This window comes from Sulfitobacter sp. L-8, assembly GCF_056859255.1.
The window spans coordinates 335,774-356,861 of sequence record NZ_JBSXOD010000056.1; the positions used below are offsets into that span (position 1 = coordinate 335,774).

The 21,088-nt window shown below is 57.6% G+C and carries 15 protein-coding genes and 1 tRNA gene; 12 read left to right on the forward strand and 4 right to left on the reverse strand.

Annotation, left to right across the window (positions count from 1 at the left end):
* Positions 1 to 8: 8 nt before the first annotated feature.
* From AC13DE_RS18315 to AC13DE_RS18355, 9 genes are all read left to right on the forward strand, one after another.
* Positions 9 to 557 (forward strand): cold-shock protein, encoded by a 549-nt coding sequence (locus tag AC13DE_RS18315; RefSeq protein ID WP_446295753.1) that lies wholly within the window; start codon positions 9 to 11, stop codon positions 555 to 557.
* Complete coding sequence (locus AC13DE_RS18320; RefSeq protein WP_483048642.1) at positions 512 to 1,018, forward strand: DUF192 domain-containing protein; 507 nt, start codon at positions 512 to 514, stop codon at positions 1,016 to 1,018. The genes AC13DE_RS18315 and AC13DE_RS18320 overlap by 46 nt, the downstream gene beginning before the upstream one ends.
* A 63-nt stretch (positions 1,019 to 1,081) precedes the next feature.
* Positions 1,082 to 1,158, forward strand: a tRNA-Pro gene (locus AC13DE_RS18325).
* A gap of 629 nt (positions 1,159 to 1,787) precedes the next feature.
* On the forward strand, positions 1,788 to 5,441 hold the full coding sequence (locus tag AC13DE_RS18330) for a vitamin B12-dependent ribonucleotide reductase (RefSeq protein WP_483048643.1): 3,654 nt from the start codon (positions 1,788 to 1,790) through the stop codon (positions 5,439 to 5,441).
* A gap of 445 nt (positions 5,442 to 5,886) precedes the next feature.
* On the forward strand, positions 5,887 to 6,903 hold the full coding sequence (locus AC13DE_RS18335) for a BMP family protein (protein WP_483048644.1): 1,017 nt from the start codon (positions 5,887 to 5,889) through the stop codon (positions 6,901 to 6,903).
* 4 nt (positions 6,904 to 6,907) lie between these two features.
* On the forward strand, positions 6,908 to 8,449 hold the full coding sequence (locus tag AC13DE_RS18340) for an ABC transporter ATP-binding protein (protein WP_483048645.1): 1,542 nt from the start codon (positions 6,908 to 6,910) through the stop codon (positions 8,447 to 8,449).
* Positions 8,439 to 9,488 carry an ABC transporter permease gene (locus AC13DE_RS18345; protein ID WP_446295061.1) on the forward strand — a complete coding sequence of 350 codons (1,050 nt, stop codon included), beginning with the start codon at positions 8,439 to 8,441 and terminating at the stop codon, positions 9,486 to 9,488. Before AC13DE_RS18340 ends, AC13DE_RS18345 begins: the two co-directional genes overlap by 11 nt.
* The gene (locus tag AC13DE_RS18350) at positions 9,488 to 10,432 is read left to right on the forward strand and encodes an ABC transporter permease (RefSeq protein ID WP_446295062.1); all 945 of its coding nucleotides are present in this window, start codon (positions 9,488 to 9,490) and stop codon (positions 10,430 to 10,432) included. Before AC13DE_RS18345 ends, AC13DE_RS18350 begins: the two co-directional genes overlap by 1 nt.
* Positions 10,432 to 11,712: an amidohydrolase family protein gene (locus AC13DE_RS18355; RefSeq protein WP_483048646.1), complete on the forward strand. Its 1,281-nt coding sequence runs from the start codon at positions 10,432 to 10,434 to the stop codon at positions 11,710 to 11,712. Before AC13DE_RS18350 ends, AC13DE_RS18355 begins: the two co-directional genes overlap by 1 nt.
* Here AC13DE_RS18355 and AC13DE_RS18360 read toward each other — a convergent pair.
* From AC13DE_RS18360 to AC13DE_RS18370, 3 genes are all read right to left on the reverse strand, one after another.
* Complete coding sequence (locus AC13DE_RS18360) at positions 11,704 to 12,408, reverse strand: endonuclease/exonuclease/phosphatase family protein (protein ID WP_446314439.1); 705 nt, start codon at positions 12,406 to 12,408, stop codon at positions 11,704 to 11,706. The genes AC13DE_RS18355 and AC13DE_RS18360 overlap by 9 nt on opposite strands.
* The gene (locus AC13DE_RS18365) at positions 12,405 to 13,769 is read right to left on the reverse strand and encodes a phospholipase D-like domain-containing protein (RefSeq protein ID WP_483048647.1); all 1,365 of its coding nucleotides are present in this window, start codon (positions 13,767 to 13,769) and stop codon (positions 12,405 to 12,407) included. The genes AC13DE_RS18360 and AC13DE_RS18365 overlap by 4 nt, the downstream gene beginning before the upstream one ends.
* Positions 13,770 to 13,860: 91 nt before the next feature.
* Positions 13,861 to 15,399 carry a trimethylamine methyltransferase family protein gene (locus tag AC13DE_RS18370; RefSeq protein WP_483048648.1) on the reverse strand — a complete coding sequence of 513 codons (1,539 nt, stop codon included), beginning with the start codon at positions 15,397 to 15,399 and terminating at the stop codon, positions 13,861 to 13,863.
* A gap of 395 nt (positions 15,400 to 15,794) precedes the next feature.
* Between AC13DE_RS18370 and AC13DE_RS18375 the strand changes: the two genes are divergently transcribed.
* Positions 15,795 to 16,391 (forward strand): outer membrane protein, encoded by a 597-nt coding sequence (locus AC13DE_RS18375; RefSeq protein WP_483048649.1) that lies wholly within the window; start codon positions 15,795 to 15,797, stop codon positions 16,389 to 16,391.
* Positions 16,392 to 16,536: 145 nt separating this feature from the next.
* On the opposite strand, the gene AC13DE_RS18380 is transcribed toward AC13DE_RS18375, so the two are convergent.
* Positions 16,537 to 17,709, reverse strand: a complete 1,173-nt coding sequence (locus AC13DE_RS18380) for a pyridoxal phosphate-dependent aminotransferase (RefSeq protein ID WP_483048650.1) — start codon at positions 17,707 to 17,709, stop codon at positions 16,537 to 16,539.
* A gap of 230 nt (positions 17,710 to 17,939) precedes the next feature.
* Between AC13DE_RS18380 and cysS the strand changes: the two genes are divergently transcribed.
* The gene (gene cysS, locus AC13DE_RS18385; RefSeq protein WP_483048651.1) at positions 17,940 to 19,364 is read left to right on the forward strand and encodes a cysteine--tRNA ligase; all 1,425 of its coding nucleotides are present in this window, start codon (positions 17,940 to 17,942) and stop codon (positions 19,362 to 19,364) included.
* A gap of 105 nt (positions 19,365 to 19,469) precedes the next feature.
* A complete protein-coding gene (gene cimA / locus AC13DE_RS18390) occupies positions 19,470 to 21,086 on the forward strand; it encodes a citramalate synthase (protein ID WP_483048652.1) in 1,617 nt (538 codons plus the stop codon).
* Positions 21,087 to 21,088 lie beyond the last annotated feature (2 nt).

Here is a 21,088-nt window from a genome sequence, read left to right on the forward strand (position 1 = left end):
GTACATTTGTGTCAGAATTAGAAAACGATACCGCCGTGATTTCAGGTGTGGTGAAATGGTTCGACCCTTCAAAGGGGTTTGGGTTCGTTGTCTCTGACGGTGGCGGGCCTGACATACTTTTACATGTTAACGTATTACGTAACTACGGGCAAAGTTCAGTTGCCGACGGGGCCCGCATAGAGCTTTCTGCCCACAAGACCGAAAGGGGGGTGCAAGCGACGCAGGTACACGCTGTGCATCCTGCCCAATCTTCTCAGTCACAAGTGTTGTCGGATATTGTCGGTGTGGACCCCGACGTGGTTGCCGCGATACCGATCGAGCCTGCTCGGGTCAAATGGTTCGATAAATCCAAAGGGTTCGGATTTGCCAATGCCTTTGGGCGGAACGATGATATATTCTTGCATATAGAAGTGCTGCGCCAGTCGGGCCTATCCGATCTTCAACCCGGAGAAGCATTGGCGTTGCGTGTGATAATGGGTGAACGCGGTCATATGGCCGCAGAGGTACATGCATGGGAAACCGTAACAATACAAAATGCAGAGCAGGGCGAAAACTAGTCCTTTCTGCGTGTTTCATACTTTCAAGTTGGCTCGCCATTCCGGTCGCGGCGGCGGTGTGCGAGCAACAGTCGGTCTCCCTGCGTGGCGATTGGGGCCAAGCCCGTTTTTCGGTCGAGATCGCTGATGATGCGGCCGAACGTGCCCGTGGCCTGATGTTCCGTGAAAGCCTGCCCGGCAGCGCCGGTATGCTGTTTGTCTATGACAGCCCTCAGACACTTAGCTTCTGGATGCGAAACACGCTGATCCCTCTCGACCTGCTTTTCATTGATTCTAGGGGCGTCGTGCAGCGTGTTCACGAAAACGCCATTCCCGGTGACGAAACGCCGATCCCGGGCGGGGACAACCTGCTTGGTGTGTTGGAAATCAACGGCGGTCTGGCGCGGCGGATAGGCATTTCACCGGGGACGCAGCTGCGCCATCCGGCGTTTGCGGGGCGTAATCCTGCTTGGCCGTGTTAATCTGCGATTTTCGTGAAGTTAGGGCTTTTCAATCAGATCGCTTCTAGCTAAAGAGGCCGCAGTCGGGGCGTGGCGCAGCCTGGTAGCGCACCTGTTTTGGGTACAGGGGGTCGGAAGTTCGAATCTTCTCGCCCCGACCATTTAAGACCAACCACATATAGTGTTACTGATCTGCATTTTTGCGGATCAGAACGCTATATCTGTGTTTTCATGGCATCCAAATTTAGCATCTGCATATAATTTGCGCACTACATCTTGGGGTCGCAGATTTTTTTCTCGTTGCGCTTCGACCAAAGATTATCCCCAGTCTCTTGTGAGGTAAATTGTGGATATCTCGTCCAACGCATCAACCCACCTATCTAAACCCGCGAGTTTGTTGACTTATCCACAACAGGATAAATCCCAGCTTCCAATCCGTGTATTGTGTATATCAGGCGATTGAATCACCACTTTCCCGCGTGCCTCAAAAAATGCTGCATCGGTCAAGCGCCAACTTCCCAAAATTTGAGAATAAAGCCGTTGACCGAAGCAGTGAATATACGTCAGTTTGTGTAAGTCGGCGGCGTTGATACTATATATAGTGTGATGCGCTACGGGGCGAACCATCAGATATCAAGAACTGGCTCGGTGTTTCAGAGCGTTGGACAGTTCAGATTGATACCTGATCCGGTGATCCTTTTGGCGCTGTGTGTCGACGTCATCGGGGCGGTCTGCGAGGCCAGACATAGCCCACTGTTATGAAGAGCTGAAAACAAATGGGGCAGCTGATATGAAGATCGAAAGAAAATTTACCACTTCCGGACAAGATGCTTATGCAGATCTTGATTTTGTCAGCACGATCTCTGAAATCCGCAACCCGGATGGATCGGTGGTTTTTCATCTCGATAACGTCGAAGTGCCTTCAAGCTGGAGCCAGGTCGCATCGGATGTGATCGCTCAGAAATACTTTCGCAAAGCGGGCGTGCCGTCGGCGACCAAGAAGGTAAAGGAAAAGGGTGTCCCGGAATTCCTGTGGCGTTCTGTCCCCGCAGACGGTGCCACCATGGGTGGCGAAACCTCATCCAAGCAGGTGTTCGACCGCTTGGCCGGTGCCTGGGCCTATTGGGGCTGGAAGGGGGGCTATTTCACCACCGAAGCTGACGCCCAGGCTTACTACGACGAAATGCGTTATATCCTCGCCTCGCAGAGCGGCGCACCCAACAGCCCCCAGTGGTTCAACACCGGTCTGCACTGGGCATACGGGATCGACGGGCCGGCGCAGGGCCACTATTACGTCGACTACAAGACCGGCGAACTAACCCGCTCCACGTCATCGTATGAGCATCCGCAACCACACGCATGTTTCATTCAATCTGTCGCGGATGACCTGGTCAGCGATGGCGGTATCATGGATCTCTGGGTCCGCGAAGCCCGCCTGTTCAAATACGGTTCCGGCACCGGCACCAACTTCTCCAGCCTGCGGGCCGCGGGCGAAAGCCTGTCGGGGGGCGGTAAGTCTTCGGGCCTGATGGGGTTTCTCAAGATCGGTGACCGTGCTGCCGGTGCCATCAAATCGGGCGGCACCACACGGCGCGCGGCCAAGATGGTCATCGTCGATGCGGACCACCCCGATATCGAGGATTTCATTAACTGGAAAGTCATCGAAGAACAAAAGGTCGCGTCGATCGTGGCGGGTTCCAAGATGCACCAACGCGAGCTGAACAAGCTGTTCGCGGCGATCAAGGCATGGGACGGCGCGCAGGCCGACGCCTATGATCCCGCCAAGAACGACCAGCTGAAGGCCGCGATCAAGGATGCGAAAAAATGCGCAATCCCCGAGACTTACGTCAAGCGTGTGCTGGATTATGCCAAGCAGGGCCACACCTCGATTGAATTTCCGACCTATGACACAGACTGGGATTCAGAGGCCTATTCCTCGGTCTCCGGACAGAACTCAAACAACTCAATCCGGGTGACCAACGCGTTCCTGCATGCCGTCGAAAAAGACGCGGATTGGGAATTGCTGGACCGCACCACAGGGCGCGTGTCGAAAACCATCCGCGCCCGTGATCTGTGGGACCAGGTTGGCCACGCCGCATGGGCCTGTGCCGACCCCGGCATCCAGTACCACGATACGGTAAACGAATGGCACACATGCCCCGAGGACGGCGCGATCCGTGGGTCAAACCCTTGTTCCGAATACATGTTCCTTGACGACACGGCCTGTAACCTTGCGTCGATGAACCTGCTGACCTTCCTCAAGGATGGCGCGTTCATGGTCGAAGACTATATGCACGCCAGCCGTCTGTGGACCGTAACGCTCGAAATCTCGGTGATGATGGCGCAGTTCCCGTCCAAGGAAATCGCGCAGCGGTCCTATGACTTCCGCACATTGGGTCTGGGCTATGCCAATATCGGCGGGCTGCTGATGAACATGGGCTTTAGCTATGACAGTGATGAAGGCCGCGCGCTTTGTGGTGCCCTGACTGCAATCATGACCGGTGTCTCCTATGCCACGTCCGCCGAAATGGCGGGTGAATTGGGGGCCTTCCCGGGCCACGCCAAGAACGCCGACCACATGCTGCGCGTCATCCGCAACCATCGCAACGCAGCCTATGGGAAATCCGATGGCTACGAAGCATTGGCGGTAAAGCCTGTCCCTCTGGATCACGCCAGCTGTCCACAGGGCGATCTGATCAAGGTCGCGACGACCACGTGGGACGAAGCTTTGCGCCTTGGTGAACTGCACGGCTATCGCAACGCACAGGTTTCGGTTATCGCGCCGACCGGTACCATCGGGCTGGTCATGGATTGTGACACCACGGGAATCGAGCCTGACTTTGCGCTGGTGAAGTTCAAGAAGCTTGCCGGTGGCGGATACTTCAAGATCATAAACCAATCCGTTCCCGCCGCTTTGGAAAAGCTTGGGTATGGCTCGGCTCAGATCGAAGAGATCGTCGCCTATGCGGTTGGACACGGGTCTATCGGCAATGCACCGGGCATCAACCATACCACGTTGGTCGGCCACGGCTTTGGTGCCAATGAATTGGCAAAAGTCGACGCTGCACTGGCGCAAGCGTTCGATATCCGGTTCGTCTTCAACCAATGGACCCTCGGCGAGGAATTCTGCACTCAGGTGTTGGGTATCCCGGCTGACAAGCTTAACGACCCCACGTTCGACCTGTTGAAGTCGCTGGGATTTTCCAAGAAGGACATTAACGCGGCAAACGACCACGTTTGCGGCACGATGACGCTGGAAGGCGCGCCGCACCTCAAGCAAGAGCACTACAGCATCTTTGACTGCGCCAACCCGTGCGGTAAAAAAGGTAAGCGGTATCTGTCGGTGAACAGCCACATCTACATGATGGCCGCCGCACAGTCGTTCATCTCGGGGGCTATCTCCAAGACGATCAACATGCCGAATGACGCGACGATCGAAGACTGCCAGAAGGCCTATGAACTTTCGTGGTCATTAGGTGTCAAAGCCAACGCTTTGTACCGCGACGGATCGAAATTGTCGCAGCCTTTGGCCTCTGCTTTGGTTGAAGATGACGATGAAGCAGCTGAAACCCTTGAACAGGGCAGCATCCACGACAAGGCCGTGGTTCTGGCTGAAAAGATCGTCGAGAAGGTCATCGTCAAAGAGATCGTCAAATCGCACCGCGAAAAGATGCCTCAGCGCCGCAAGGGCTATACCCAAAAGGCGATCGTTGGCGGCCACAAGGTCTATCTGCGTACCGGCGAATACGAAGAAGGCAAGCTGGGTGAGATTTTCATCGACATGCACAAGGAAGGCGCGGGCTTCCGGGCGATGATGAACAACTTTGCCATCGCGGTGTCCGTGGGCCTGCAATACGGCGTGCCGCTCGAGGAATTCGTCGACGCGTTCACCTTCACCAAGTTTGAACCGGCTGGCATGGTGCAGGGCAACGACAGTATCAAGAATGCAACGTCCATCCTTGACTATATCTTCCGCGAACTGGCCGTGTCCTATCTTGACCGCACCGATCTGGCGCATGTGCAGCCCGAAGGCGCATCGTTCGACAGCATTGGCCGTGGTGAAGAAGACGGCGTCCGTAACGTCGCAGAGATATCCGAAACCGCTGCCACCCGTTCGCTGGAAGTGTTGAAGCAGATCAGCTCGACGGGTTACTTGCGCAATCGCATGCCGCAAGAGCTGGTGTTGCTTCAGGGCGGGCAGGGCGACAGCAACCTCGCCACCCTCGAGAAAATCGCCCCTCAGATGGCATCGCAAGCGGTCGCGGCGGCGATCGGGTCCTCTACCGCGGTGTCCAGTGGATCGGTCGGCATTGATGCCCGTACCAAGGCCAAGATGCAGGGCTATGAGGGCGAAGCGTGCGGGGAATGTGGTAACTACACGCTGGTGCGCAACGGTACATGCATGAAGTGCAACACCTGTGGCGGGACTTCGGGTTGTAGCTGACAACACGCCCGGCTTTCGGGTCGGGCACCTTACACGGGGCGGGTGCGCTCGCCCTTTGACGCTATTTTGGCCGCAGGCGACGACAATATCGAGCAGATAACAATATCTGGCCTGAATAGTGAAACCTCAAGGGAGAGCCTCGGCTCTCCTTTTTTTTGCGCGCTGCTGGGGGATACGCCACCACCCTGGGGGCTGTTCCAGGAGAGCCACATCAGCGACCGATGTCGGGGGCAATCATGGGCAAAATGCCTGTCTTAGTGTTGATTTATCAGGGACATAGGAATAAACCCCGGTGTGATTAAAACTTATGCGCTATTCCAAGCGGCACTGCCAGTTGAGCGTCAAGAATCCTGTATCTTGACCATTTGGTAAAAGACAGCTTGACCCGTTGCGGTAAATCAAAGCACGTTATGGTCAATAACAATCAATAAGGGGGTCGAAAAACATGAAAATTCTTCAAGGTTCTATCAACAGACGCCGCTTTCTGGCGACAACTGCCACTACAGCGCTGCTTGCGACTGCGTTCGGTTCCGCCGTACTGGCCGCTGAACCAATCAAGGTTGCTGGGGTTTATACCGTGCCGGTAGAACAGCAGTGGGTCAGCCGGATCCACAAGGCAGCGATGACAGCCCAGGAGCGCGGCGACATTGCTTACGTCTATTCTGAAAACGTCAGTAACACCGACTACGCCCGCGTGCTGCGGGAATATGCGGAAGCGGGTAACAAGCTCATTGTGGGCGAAGTTTTTGGTGCGGAAGCAGAAGCACGCGAAGTCGCTGCGGAGTATCCTGAGGTGGCTTTCCTCATGGGGTCGAGCTTTAAGGAAGACGCCGCGTTGCCGAATTTTGCCGTGTTCGACAACTACATTCAGGACGCATCGTACCTGTCTGGCATTATCGCTGGATCGATGAGCAAGACCGGCAATATCGGCATGGTCGGCGGTTTTCCTATCCCCGAGGTGAACCGGTTGATGAATGCGTTCATGGCGGGGGCGAAAGAGATGAACCCTGACATCAAGTTCCAGGTCAGCTTCATCGGCTCTTGGTTCGATCCGCCGAAAGCCAAGGAAACGGCGTTCGCGATGGTCGAAAACGGCGCTGACATGCTTTATGCCGAACGGTTTGGTGTGTCTGATGCCGCCAAGGAAAAAGGGGTGCTGGCGATCGGTAACGTCATCGACACGCAAAGCGAATATCCCGAAACCGTCGTGGCGTCGGCGATCTGGAATTTTGAACCTACCCTGGACAAGGCAATTGCCGAAGTAAAAGCGGGTACCTTCAAAGCTGCTGACTACGGCGTCTATTCATTCATGAATGAAGGGGGCAATGTACTGGCCCCGCTGGGTACCTTTGACGGAAAGATTCCGGCCGAAGCGATGGATATGGTCAAAAAACGCGAAGCCGAGATCATGTCAGGTGATTACACGGTCGAGATCAACGACGCTGAACCTGCATCGTCCTAACCCGATGCGAGACACAGCGGACGTTGTTCTTCGTCTCGATGCCATTACCAAGCGCTTTGGCAAGCTGATTGCAAACGATGCAATCAGCTTGTCTTTGCGTCGTGGTGAGGTCGTCGCCCTGCTGGGTGAAAACGGCGCGGGCAAGACCACCTTGATGAATATCCTGTTCGGCCAGTACACGGCGGACAGCGGAACGGTAGAGGTATTCGGACGTGTCCTGCCACCGGGGAATTCGCGCGCTGCGCTGGATGCGGGTGTGGGAATGGTACATCAGCATTTCACCCTTGCCGATAACATGACGGTTAAGGAAAACATCTCTCTCGGGGCGCAGCCGTTGTTCGCGCTCAGCATGAATAACGTGGAAATAAATAAAAAAATCAAAAAGATATCAGACGATTTTAATCTTAAAGTGGAACTAGAAGCCCGGGTCGCCAACCTGACGGTCGGAGAGCGGCAGCGCGTTGAGATCCTCAAGGCGTTGTACCGCGACGTCAAGATTTTGATCTTGGACGAACCGACAGCGGTGCTGACGCCGCAAGAGACTGACGATCTGTTTGCAACGCTCCGGCTTGCGATTGCGAATGGTTTATCGATTGTTTTCATTTCGCACAAACTACACGAGGTCATGGCTATCTCAGACCGCGTATCCGTGTTGCGCCACGGCAAGCTGGTCGCCGAGGTCGATACCGCCGACACCGATAAGGAAGCGCTGGCAACCTTGATGATGGGAACCGGTGCGGTCGCCCCCGATATCGCCGTCGCTACACCTGGTAGAGACCTGTTTTCAATAAAAAATGTCAGCACCCCAAACATAGGAAGCATACCTGGTCTCAAACGGGTTTCGCTGAACCTGAAAGCGGGGCAGATTGTGGGGCTGGCCGGTGTGTCGGGCAATGGGCAGGCTGCACTGGCTGATCTGGTGGCAGGTCTGTGCACACCTGCCGAAGGGACGATTGAACACCATGGCGAGCCCGTGAAAAACTGGTCTGCCCGCGATGCGGTCAACAAGGGCATCGCCCGCATTCCCGAAGATCGGCACAAGACCGGTACAATCGCGGATTTCAGTCTCACTGAAAATGCTATTCTCGAATGCTACAACTCGGATGACTTCAGCAACTCTGGGTGGATGTACTGGAAGAAAGCACGCGCCTTTGCCGTTGATATAATTGATAAATACGATGTTCGTTGTCCGGGTCCAGACACCCGTATCAGGCTGCTTTCCGGCGGCAACATGCAAAAGCTGATACTCGGTCGCGTGCTTGAAGCGGCACCTGATATCGTCCTTGCCAATCAGCCGGTGCGTGGTCTTGATATCGGAGCGGTGAATTATGTGCATAGCCAACTTCTGGCTGCACGCGATCGTGGCGCGGCGGTGTTGCTGATATCCGAAGATTTGGACGAAATCATGCGGCTGTCAGATGTCATTCATGTCATTTCAGGGGGGCGCTTATCGCCGGAGTTTCTTCGCGGTACCAAATCGCCATCCGAACTGGGCGGCTGGATGGCAGGGCAAGGGTTTGACGAACAGGTGACACATGCGTCTTGAACCGATCGCCAACCCTTCGTTTGCGCGCAGCGTCGTCCCGCCGGCACTGGCCATTGCGGCAACCGTGGTGATTGCTTCGTTACTTGCAATGATCGCGGGCGCAGATCCTTTTGCGGTGCTGGGTTTGATCATCAAAGGGGCCTTCGGAACGAAGTTCGCCCTGCTGGAAACGCTGAACAGGGCAACGCCACTGATTTTCACCGGCCTCGCTGTTGCGGTCGCGTTTCGTGCCCGGTTTTGGAATATCGGGGCCGAGGCACAATTATATGCGGGTGCGCTTGTGACTGTTGTATTGGGGACGGGTGCCTTACCCTGGCCCGGTTTCGCATTGATCCCGACGCTGGCGCTCGGTGCTGTTCTGGCCGGGGCGCTGGTTCTGCTGGTCCCTGCAATCTTGAAAACCCGTTTCGGTGTAGACGAAGTCGTGACCACTTTGTTGCTAAATTTCATTTTCTTACTGTTCATCTCGATGTTGCTTGAGGGGCCGTTAAAAGACCCGATGGGAATGGGATGGCCCAAGTCGGCGCGGTTGATTGCGGACGCGCGCTTGCCGCGGATGTTTGAAGGACTGAGACTTCATTGGGGGTTCGGCTTGGCGATCCTTTGTGCCGTGGCAGTGTGGGTGATCCAGACGCGCAGCACTTTAGGCTATGAAATGCGCGCCGTGGGGCTGAACCGCGCGGCGGCGGCTTTCGCGGGCATCCCGGTGAACAGGGTTCTGGTCAAGACGGCCTTGCTATCGGGGGGACTTGCGGCCCTGGCGGGGTTCAGCGAAGTGGCGGGACTGAAGGGCAGTCTGACGCTCGATCTGTCTCCGGGGTTTGGCTACACCGGCATTATCGTCGCGATGCTGGCGCTGCTAAATCCCTTGGGTGTGATCGTTACCGCGATGTTCGTAGCCGGTATCTTCGTAGGAGCCGACAGCATGAGCCGCGCCGCCGCGGTGCCGACCTACCTTGCTGACATGATGCTGGCAACGGCGCTGTTGCTGATGGTGCTTGCAATCATGCTGACGCGATTTCGGGTGCGGAGAGAATAATGGAAATCGTCGATATCCTCATTTCCGCCAGCTTTTGGGCGGCGGTCATCCGCATAGCCACACCGCTTATCCTCGCAACCATGGGCGAATTAATCTGCGAACGCGCCGGGGTTTTGAACCTCGGCATCGAAGGGATCATGGTCGCGGGCGCATTCGCGGGTTGGATGGCGGTATATTCCGGTACCGGGCTATGGATGGGCGTCGCGGTGGCGATGGTGGTGGGGATGCTGTTTGGGTTGCTGCATGCCGCCTTGACGGTGCCGTTCGGGCTATCGCAGCACGTGGTGGGCCTGGGTGTAACCCTGCTTGCGACATCATCGACCTATTATGCGTATCGGCTTGCGTTGCCGCAGGTAACCAGCCCGCCCAAGATCGCCGCGTTCCAAGCCTACGAGATCCCGATCCTGTCCGACATTCCGGTGCTGGGACAGGCCTTGTTCTCGCAGACCCCGTTTACCTATCTGGCGTTTGCATTGGTCGCGGCGACCGGCATCATGCTGTACCGCACCCCGTTGGGGCTGGCGGTGCGCGCCGCCGGCGAAAGCCCCGCGGCGGTGGCCGCGCAGGGGCTTTCTGTTACGGGCATCCGCATGGGCGCGGTGATTGTCGGCAGCGGCTTCATGGCGATGGGGGGCGCATTTTTAACCATGTCGGCGTTTGACAGTTTCTTTTTCGAAATGGTGAATGGCCGGGGTTGGGTGGCGATTGCGTTGGTGGTATTCGGGTCATGGAAACCCGGCAAGGCGCTGCTCGGCGCGGTGTTGTTTGCCGGTTTCGATGCGTTGCAGATCCGGGTCCAGCAAACCAGCCTTGGTGCCGATATCCCATATCAGATATTTCTGATGACCCCGTATATTCTGTCGATTGTCGCTTTGATTCTGGTGTCGCGCCGCGCACAGGTTCCTGCGGCCCTGATGATACCGTTCAACAAAGGAGAGCGCTGATGTTTGACCTGATCGTCAAGGGGGGGACGCTACCCGACGGGCGCGTGGCCGATATTGGCATGTCTGGCGGCAAGATCCGCGCTATTGACGTGCTCGGCGATGCTGAGGCCGCTGAAGTCATTGATGCCGGCGGTGATCTGGTCAGCCCGCCGTTTGTCGATCCGCATTTTCACATGGATGCTACCCTGTCCTATGGCACGCCCCGTATCAACGCATCGGGTACGTTGCTGGAAGGGATCGGCCTGTGGGGCGAACTGAAACAGGTGATGACCCAGGATGAGGTCGTCGCAAGAGCGCTGGATTATTGCGATTGGGCGGCATCCATGGGGCTGTTGGCGATACGGTCGCATGTCGACACCTGCGATGACCGGCTTTTGGGGGTCGAGGCGCTGCTACACGTTCGCGAGCAGGTAAGCGATTATATCGACTTGCAGTTGGTGGCGTTTCCGCAAGACGGATTCTATCGTGATCCGACCGCGCGCGACAATACCATCCGTGCGTTGGATATGGGCGTCGACGTCGTGGGCGGTATCCCGCATTTTGAGCGCACAATGGCTGACGGTGCGGCATCGGTGCGCGAACTGTGCGAAATCGCCGAAGCCCGTGGCCTTATGGTTGATATGCATTGCGACGAAAGCGATGACCCTTTGTCGCGCCACATTGAAACTCTGGCGGCTGAAACCTCGCGCCTGGGGCTGCACGGTCGGGTTACGGGGTCACACCTGACATCCATGCATTCGATGGACAATTATTACGTGTCCAAGCTGTTGCCGTTGATTGCCGAAGCACAGATCAACGTTGTTCCAAACCCCCTGATCAACATCGTTTTACAGGGGCGTCACGATACATTCCCCAAGCGCCGCGGGTTGACGAGGGTCAAGGAAATGCTGGCGATGGGGATCAACGTCGGCTGGGGACAGGACTGCGTTCTTGACCCGTGGTATTCATTGGGTACGGCTGACATGCTCGACGTGGCGTTCATGGGGCTGCACGTGGCGCAAATGACCAGCCCGGATGAAATGCGTACATGTTTCGACATGGTCACCAACGCCAATGCGCGCACGATGGGGCTGCACGACTATGGTCTTCACGTAGGGGCGAAGGCGTCGCTGGTGGTGCTGGACGCCGGTGACCCCATCGAAGCGTTGCGCCTGCGGGCCAACCGTCTGTGCGTTATCGCCAATGGCAAAGTTATCGCACGTGGCCCACGATCTGATGCGACGCTTAGCTTGCCTGGGCGCCCCGGCAGTGTCGTGCGGCGGCACAAGAACTCAGTCTGACGCGTGTTGGAAATCCAGCCATATCGGAAGGTGATCCGAGGCCCGTTGCGCTTCGGGCGTATCGAAGACGCCGCCGCCCACCAGCTTTAGCGCATCGTCTATCGCGATCCGGTCTAACGCGGCAAGGGGCAGGCGGGCGTGAAAGCTCTTACCCGGAGCGTGGATCGTGAAGTGATGCGCCAGCCGTCCGAGCCCAACATTCAAAGACCATTCGTTCATGTCCCCGGCGATCAGGGTCGGGCGGGTCGATCGTTCGTCGAGGTGGGCAATAAGTGCCGAAAGCTGGGCACGGCGGGACCGGCGCATCAGGCCCAGATGGGTTGCGATGATACGCAAGGGCGTCCCGGTGATGTCGACATCAACGACCATGGCACCGCGCGGCTCTGCGCCTGGCAGGTCCAGGTGTTGAACTTCCACGATCTCTGCCTTTGGGTTCAGCAGCACAGCGTTACCGTGCCAACCTATGCTAACCGGACTGGGAACAGGGACGGCGACCAACCCGGTCTCAGCCGTTAGTGCATCCACCGGCAATGCGGAAGGACGGGCCCCCAGTCGCATATCGGCCTCTTGCAACACGACAATATCGGCGGCCAGTTCACGCACGATACGCATGGTGCGATAGGGGTCGCGTTGCCGGTCCGTCCCCTTGGCCTTGCGCATGTTATAGCTGGCGATGCGAAGCGGTGGCTGGGTCACAAGACTGGTGCTCCGATGCGAAAGACGCCTTCGGCCAAGCGTCTGATCAAGGTGACGTTGCGTACGACGTTGTGGCAATCGCCTTGCCGCTCCAGAAACCATTCCGTCAGCGTCGTCACGCTCGGTGCGTCATAAAGGAACAGCATCACCTCAAAGTTGAGAAGCATGCTGCGCACGTCAAAGTTGGCGGTGCCGACGATGCCGACATCGTCGATCAACGCGGCCTTGGCGTGGATCATCGACGGTTTGAAAAAGTGAATCTCTGCCCCGGCTTCCTGAACGTCACGCAAAAACCCCCCGCGCGCGAAATCGGCGATCCGCTGATTGGATTTCTGAGGCACGATTATCCGAACATCCACACCACGGCGTGATGCGATACGCAGGGCATTGGCCAATGCCTCGGTCGGGACGAAATAGGGGGTCGCGATCCAGATGCGCGATTCCGCCAGGTGGATGGCGCGGATCAGTCCGTCATGCAGCGGGTCTTCGGCAATGTCGGGCCCGGAAGGAACAAGCTGCACCGTAGCGTTTCCGCCTGTCGTGGGGGCTGGGGTGACAACCTGTGGCGTCGGCGTGCCCGAGGCGACTTCCCAATCGGACCGGAACACATCGCAAAAGGACTGCACCGAAAGCCCTTCGAGGGTGAACGCGAGGTCCACCCAATGCCCCGGTTTTGGCGTATGGGTCATGTAGTGGTCCGCGACATTCATACCGCCGGAGAAAGCCCGCGCATTATCGGCGATGATCATCTTACGATGGTTGCGCAGGTTCAGATGGCCTGTGCCCGGCAATTGCAGGATCGGCGAGAAAAACAAAACCTCTCCGCCTGCGGCCTTCAGCGCCTTCAATGCCTCATGTGGACCTCGCAGCGTCCCCAGACGGTCCATGAGCAATCGGACATGAACGCCTTTTCTGGCCTTGTCGGTCAACGCCTGGACGAAATGTTTCGCGGTGCCGTCATTCGCGATGATATAGAAAAGCACATCAATGCTGTGTTCCGCACTGTCGATCGTGTCCAGGGCCGCCTGAAACGCCAGTTGCGGCGTGTCAAGCAAAGTCAGCCTTTGAGCCTCGAGAGCTGGGGGCATCATGAAGTGCTGAAAGGTCGCATCAAGCGCGTGAACGGGTGTGGGCGGCTCTTCTTTCGTGGTGAACAATACCGGCTCATACCGGTTTCCCTGCTTGCGAAATCCGAGACCCAGAAACAACGGGGCCGCAACATACGGCAGCATGATAAGAAACAATATCCATGCGACAGTAGATTGTGGGCTGCGGCGCTGCTGCAAAAGGATGAAGGCCACGAACAAAGTCAGAAAGATAAGACCTACGACTTCGATGTGGGTGGTTATAAACGAGATCACTGGCAACCCTTGCGTCATGCTTGGGGTCGTGACCCCTGTGGCCGGGAATTTAGCACATCAACAGATGAAGGCCACAGGGTGGTGCATTGTTTTATGCAGGCAGATGAATGTTGAACCGATCACGTATCATCTGGTCTGTCTGCGGGTCGAACCTCGCTGCTGACCGCTCTGACAAGATCTGGTCCTTGCGAACCTTTGCCTTTGCAATCAGGTCGGGCTTGCCCAGTTCGGCCCATTCCTTGGGCGAGGTGCGATCACCGAGCGCGGGATAGATGTATTCGGTCTGCATCAGGTTCAGCGTCTGGTCCGATCCCAGATAGTGACCCGGACCGCCGATGCATGTCGCTCGCATCACTTCCAGGCTGACGCTGTCCTCGGTGACTTCGATGCCGCGTACGCAGCGCAACGCCTGTCCGATCAGATCATCGCCCAAAATCAGCGATTCGAGACAAAACCCCAACAACGACGCGTGCATGCCCGCTGCCTCGTAGACCATGTTCAAGCCCGACATGCCGGCCATGACATTCGACATCGCCTGTTCCCATCCTGCCTGCATGTCCGGCAGTTTGGCGTCCGCGATTCCCGCCGCCGCCCCGCCGGGCAGGTCGTAGTAGTGGTGCATCTGGGCACAACCGGCCGTCAGCAGGGCCTGTTCGCCAGATCCCCCTGACATGGCACCGGTGCGCAGGTCGCTGACAAACGGCCAGGTACCAAAGATCGCGGGGTGACCGGGTTTGATCGCGTTGACATAAACCAGCCCGGCAAGACATTCGGCGACGGCTTGAACGATCGCACCGGCGATGGGGGCAGGGGCGGTCGCACCGGCCTGACCAGCCGAAAGCAACAGGATCGGCATGCCGCCTTCGATCAATGCCTCCATCACCAGGCAGCTTTCTGTGGCGAATTTCATCGGCGGTACAACAAAACAGTTCGAGTTCGACACAAAAGGTCGTTCACGCCATTTGTCCTCGCCGCCGGCGATCATATGCAGCATCTCGAGGCCATGCGGCACGAAAGAGGGTTCTGTAAAAGAAACACCGACGTGTTTGGTGGTACCGGCACAGCAGGCATAGATCGTGTTCAGGTCCATCTCGAGGTTATCGGGAATATCGCGGCACACCATGGGGCGCTGAACAAAGTGCAGATTGTCGAGCTGGTCGCAGATCCGCGCGGCGTCATGAAGATCCTGCACCCCGCATTCCCGATAGGTTCGTCCGTCCACATCAACCAGATGCACAGCCGCACCGGCGGTACCGTAATGAACCTTGGTGCCGCTAAGGTGCAGGTCATGTCTGGGGTCACGTGCATGCAGGGTGACAGACCGGTTGGCCTTGGCAATGGCGTCTTCGATCAGCGCCCGGGGGAATCGCACCCGGCCGTCATCACCAAGGATGGCACCTGCGCGCGTCATATGGGCGATGCCGGATGGCGGTGCGTCGGCAAGCCCGATCTGCTCCAGCGCATCGAGCGCGGCTTGATGGATCCGGTCCATGCCGGCCTGGGTCAACGGAGTGTAAGTGCCGCCAGACTGTCCCGGGCGCACCGGGCGCAGGTGATCGGCTAATGGGGCGGCACGCGCAGCACGGCGGGCGGCGCGACCACCTGAGCGATGAGGAGTAAGAATGGTCATGGGATAGATCCAAGGTTGGGAAGGTTGAAAAGCTACATTCCAGTCCCTTGGAGAGGTGCACCCCGTGCTGCGCGACCTCGTTCTGCGCCGATGGTTCGGGCAACGCAGATAGCTATGCAACGCTTTGTTTCCATACGGCACCCTCCTTGATGGTTCCAATGCTGCGAAAATAAATTCGGCGCTTCTATCCTGTTTGCGACGTAAAAGCCTTTAACGACCTGCCATGATTGCCTTTGACGCTATCGACACCCAAAAAGCGGTGACGCAAATCGGCAACAATATTCCGATCACCAATCTGTGATTGGGCTAAATCGCAACCAGATCCTAGGTGCAGCGTTGTGTCGTTGAAGTGGGAAACGCCCGCTCGGATACGTTTTTATCGAGGAGTTATGATAATGAAACGCACTATGAAATTCGCCTCCGCCGCAGTTCTGGCCTCCACCGCATTTACTGGCGGCGCTTATGCCGGCAGCCTTGCCGAGCCAGTGGTTGAGCCTGTAATGATGGCCCCAATGCCTGCGCCAGATTTGGGTAGCGACTGGACCGGTTTCTACACTGGTTTGCAGTTGGGCTATTCCGATGCGGACGGTCCGGGTGCCCTGGACGGTAACAACGGTTCGTATGGTTTCCACGCCGGTTACGACTATGACTTCGGTCGCTTCGTGCTGGGTGGCGAACTTGATTATGACAAGACCAACATGGACCTGAACAACGGTGTTGCTCAGCTTGATTCCATGTCACGTGCCAAACTGAAAGCTGGCTATGATCTTGGTAACACACTGGTATACGCAACCGGTGGTTATGCTCGTGCCGACACATCCTTTGGCAACGAAGATGGCGCGTTCTATGGTATCGGTATGGCATACAAAGTCACCGACCGTTACACCGTGGGTGCCGAACTGTTGGAAAACAAATTCACCGACATCAACAACACTGCCGGTGCAGATCTTGACGTGACAACGTTCAACCTGCGTGGCTCCTACCGCTTCTAAAGCGCATGTAGCATTGCACGCTCGGGGATGTCTTCAGCGACATTTCCGAGCCAGACAGTCACATGATGATACGTTGTCACGTGATCGGGCAGTGTGATGCACCCGAAAGGGCCAAGGCCAGGAGCTGTTAGCACCTGGCCTTTTCTTATGCGGCGCGTTCTTCAGCAAATTTGCATAATGTGCTGACAGCGTTGCCGAATTCGCCGTCTTCGATCGTCATCGCCACACGGATGTGACCCGCAGCGGCGTCACCAAAGCTTTCGCCCGGCATGACCGCGATATGGTGTTGATCCAACAGCGCATTGGCAAATTCTTCGCCCGTCATGCCGGTGCTGCGGATATCGAGCATCAGATACATTGCACCATCCGCGGGGACGAGCGAAACAGCGTTCTGACCGGCAAGGATCTCTCGGGCGAGCTGGCGGCGGCGCGCGAACGGGGCGGCTATTTCCGCTTCGAATTCGGGGCCTTGCGACAGGGCGAACAGAGCCGCGTCCTGAATATAGCCCGGCACGCCGTAAGTAGTGTGCGTGGCCAGGTTGGTGAGGTGTTCAATTGCCTCGACCGGGCCGACGATCCAGCCACAGCGAGACCCGGTCATTGCATGGCTCTTGGACATGGATCCCACGACAAGCGTACGATGCGCCATATCAGGCAGGGCCCGTGGCGACACGTGCTCGCCGGTCCAGACTTGCGTGTCGTATACTTCATCCGAAATCAACCAAAGATCGTGGTCGATGCATACCCGCGCGATACCTTCCAAGGTGGCACGGGAATAGACGACGCCGGTCGGGTTGTTGGGTGAATTGATCAGCAGCGATTTAGCCCCGGCAGCCACGGCGGCGATGGTTTCGGGCCGGGGTTGAAACGCGTCCTCGGCGCGGGCCGGCACGCGCTGTGGGACCGCGCTGACACCCCGGATCGTGCCGGGATACGTGGCATAGTAGGGGTCGATATAAAGCGCGGTGTCACCTGGGTCGCACGCAGCCACATGCGCCGCGAACAAGGCAGCCTGCCCGCCGGGGGTGATCAGCACATTGTCGCGCGTCGTGGAAACGCCGGTGCGTTCACGGACCCGTACCGCCACCGCGTCGCGCAGGCTGTCGGTACCGGGCACGGCGGCATAGCCGGTATGGCCGGCAATTGCCGCACGGTGCATTTCCTGCAAGATCGGGGCGGCGGTACGGATGTCGTGTTCGCCGATGGTCAGTTCGGTAACCGATACGCCGTCACCGATCATGCGGCGGGCCTTTAAAAACACACCCCAGCCGTCAGAACCGCCACCAAGTAGATCTGTTATGCGTGATGAAAGTTGCATGGCCTGCCTCCGTTATTCCAGATGAAGGACGCAGGGGCGCAGAGCAAAGGTGATTTGTCAATCAGGCTTGACCCTCGGGCCATGCTCGGGCTACGCAAGCAGTATGAACACGAACACACTCATTATTTGCTGTATTTCCTGCTAAGACCTTCCGGCGGGCCTGTTCACAACGTTTTCTTCCCGAGATTTCTGTGCCATGCCCGCGCCATCCTTGCGTAAGGACGCGCCACATGACCACGATCAAGCTGCACAACACCAAAACCCGCCAGCGCGAGGTTTTCACGCCCATCGATGACAAGAACGTGCGGATGTATGTCTGCGGACCGACAGTCTATGACCGCGCCCATCTGGGCAACGCGCGCCCCGTCATCGTGTTTGACGTGCTCAACCGGCTGCTGCGCCATGTCTATGGCAACGATCACGTCACCTATGTGCGCAACTTCACCGATGTGGATGACAAGATCAACGCGCGCGCCGCGGAAAGCGGGCGGTCGATCGGCCAGATCACGGATGAGACAACGCAGTGGTTTCTGGAGGACATGGCCGGTGTCGGTGCTCTCGAGCCGGACCACATGCCGCGTGCCACCGCGTATATTCCCCAGATGGTCGCGATGATCGAAGGGCTGATTGCCAAGGGTCATGCCTATGCCGCCGAAGGCCACGTGCTGTTCGCCGTCGAAAGCTATAAGAAATACGGTGCGCTGTCTGGCCGGTCGATCGACGATATGATTGCTGGCGCTCGGGTCGAAGTCGCCCCCTACAAACGCAACCCGATGGATTTCGTTCTGTGGAAACCGTCAGACGCTGATACGCCCGGATGGGACAGTCCGTGGGGGCGGGGTCGTCCGGGTTGGCACATCGAATGCTCGGCCATGGCGTACGAGTTGCTGGGCGCGCATTTCGACATCCACGGCGGCGGCAATGACCTGATGTTCCCGCATCACGAGAATGAGATCGCCCAAAGCTGCTGTGCACACCCTGAAAGCGAATTTGCCAATGTGTGGATGCACAACGAAATGTTGCAGGTCGAGGGCAAGAAGATGTCCAAATCGCTCGGCAACTTTTTCACCGTGCGCGACTTGTTGGATCAGGGTGTGCCGGGCGAGGTGATCCGTTTCGTGATGCTCAGCACCCATTACCGCAAGCCGATGGACTGGACCGACAAGAAGCGCGACGAGGCCGAAAAGACGCTGCGCGAATGGAATAACCCCGACCGGATATCGATTGTCAGTGACACTGCTGCCAGCGAATTCGATCGCAAGCATATCGACAACGACGTGATGGATTGTCTTGCGGAAGACCTGAATACGCCGGGGGCGATTTCAGTGTTGCACCGGCTGTTCAAGGACGGAAACATGGAGCAATTCGTTGCTTCGGCACGATATCTTGGCCTACCAGCTGCTGATTTTGAGTATTTTCAAAAAAGCAGCATTCCGGCAATGACCGAGCAGATTAACGTGATGGTTGCAAATACCGTGAACGACTTGATGGGTGCGCGCGCCAAGGCCAAGAGCGAAAGAAATTTTTCCGAAGCAGATCGTATCCGCGACGGGCTTTTGGGGGCCGGCATCAGGGTCACAGACCGGAAGGATGGCACATCGGGCTGGGAGCTTGTTGCTGACTTTGATCCCGCGAAGCTCGAGGCGCTGAAATGACGTGGACTCAGGCGGGGGCGGCGCGAGTGCGCGATTGCCGGAGTGAGGGGCCAGCCCCTCACGCTCCCCGGAGTTTATTGGGCAAAATGAAGTTGGGGGTAGGACGTGACTGAAGAGCGCCTCTATATCTACGACACCACCTTGCGTGACGGGCAGCAGACCCAAGGGGTGCAGTTTTCGACCACCGAGAAGATCAGCATCGCCAATGCGCTCGACACGCTTGGCGTTGATTATATCGAAGGCGGCTGGCCCGGCGCGAACCCGACGGATTCCGCGTTTTTTGAGACAGCACCTGCGACGCGTGCCACCATGACCGCGTTTGGCATGACCAAACGCAACGGTATTTCGGCTGAAAACGACGATGTGCTTGCCGCGGTGATGAATGCGGGCACGAAGGCCGTGTGCCTTGTCGGCAAGACCCATGATTTCCACGTGTCGGCGGCCCTGGGGATCACGCTGGACGAGAACACCGACAATATCGCGCGGTCTGTCAGGCACGTTGTTGCGCAAGGGCGCGAGGCGCTTTTTGATGCGGAGCATTTCTTTGATGGCTACCGCGCCAATCCTGATTACGCCTTGAGCGCGATCCAGGCGGCTCATGACGCGGGCGCGCGCTGGATCGTGCTATGCGACACCAACGGCGGCACGATGCCTGCCGAGGTCGGGCGCATCACCGCAGAGGTTATCGCGGCGGGAATCCCCGGCGCGCATCTGGGCATTCATACGCATAATGACACCGAAAACGCGGTCGCCTGTTCGCTGGCCGCCATTGACGCCGGCGCGCGGCAGATCCAGGGCACCCTGAATGGTCTGGGCGAGCGCTGCGGAAATGCCAATCTGACGACGCTGATACCGATTTTGCTGCTGAAAGAACCCTATGCCAGCTGTTTCAAGACCGGGGTCACGCCGGACGGGTTGGTCAACCTCACGCAGATCAGCCGGTCGCTGGATGAAATTCTCAACCGTGTCCCGATGAAGCAGGCGGCCTTTGTCGGGTCGTCGGCTTTTGCGCATAAAGCGGGGCTGCACGCCAGTGCCATCCTCAAGGATCCATCGACCTATGAGCATATCGAGCCGTCACTGGTAGGCAATGCGCGCATCATTCCGATGTCGAACCAGGCTGGCCAGTCAAACCTGCGGCGACGTCTGGAAGGTGCAGGGCTGAAGATTACCAGAGGCGACCCGGCGTTGGCGCGGATTCTGGATGAGGTCAAATCCCGCGAGGCCGAGGGCTATGCCTATGATACCGCCCAGGCGAGCTTTGAGCTGCTGGCGCGCAAGGTTCTGGGGCAGATGCCCGCCTTGTTCGAGGTAAAGCGCTACCGCGTCACTGTTGAACGGCGCAAGAACAAGTACAACCAGATGGTGAGCCTCTCGGAAGCCGTTGTCGTCGTGAAAGTAGATGGTGAAAAGCGTCTGTCGGTCAGTGAGAGCATGGATGCCGAGGGCTGTGACCGCGGTCCGGTGAATGCGCTTTCCAAAGCGCTGGTCAAGGATCTTGGGCAATATTCGGCATTGCTGGAGGACATGCATCTGGTGGATTTCAAGGTCCGCATCACCCAAGGCGGGACCGAGGCGGTGACCCGTGTCATCATCGACAGCGAGGACGGGCAGGGCCGACGCTGGTCGACGGTGGGCGTGTCGGCGAACATAGTGGATGCCTCGTTCGAGGCACTGCTGGATGCGATCCGCTGGAAACTGATCCGCGACAGCAACGGATAGAG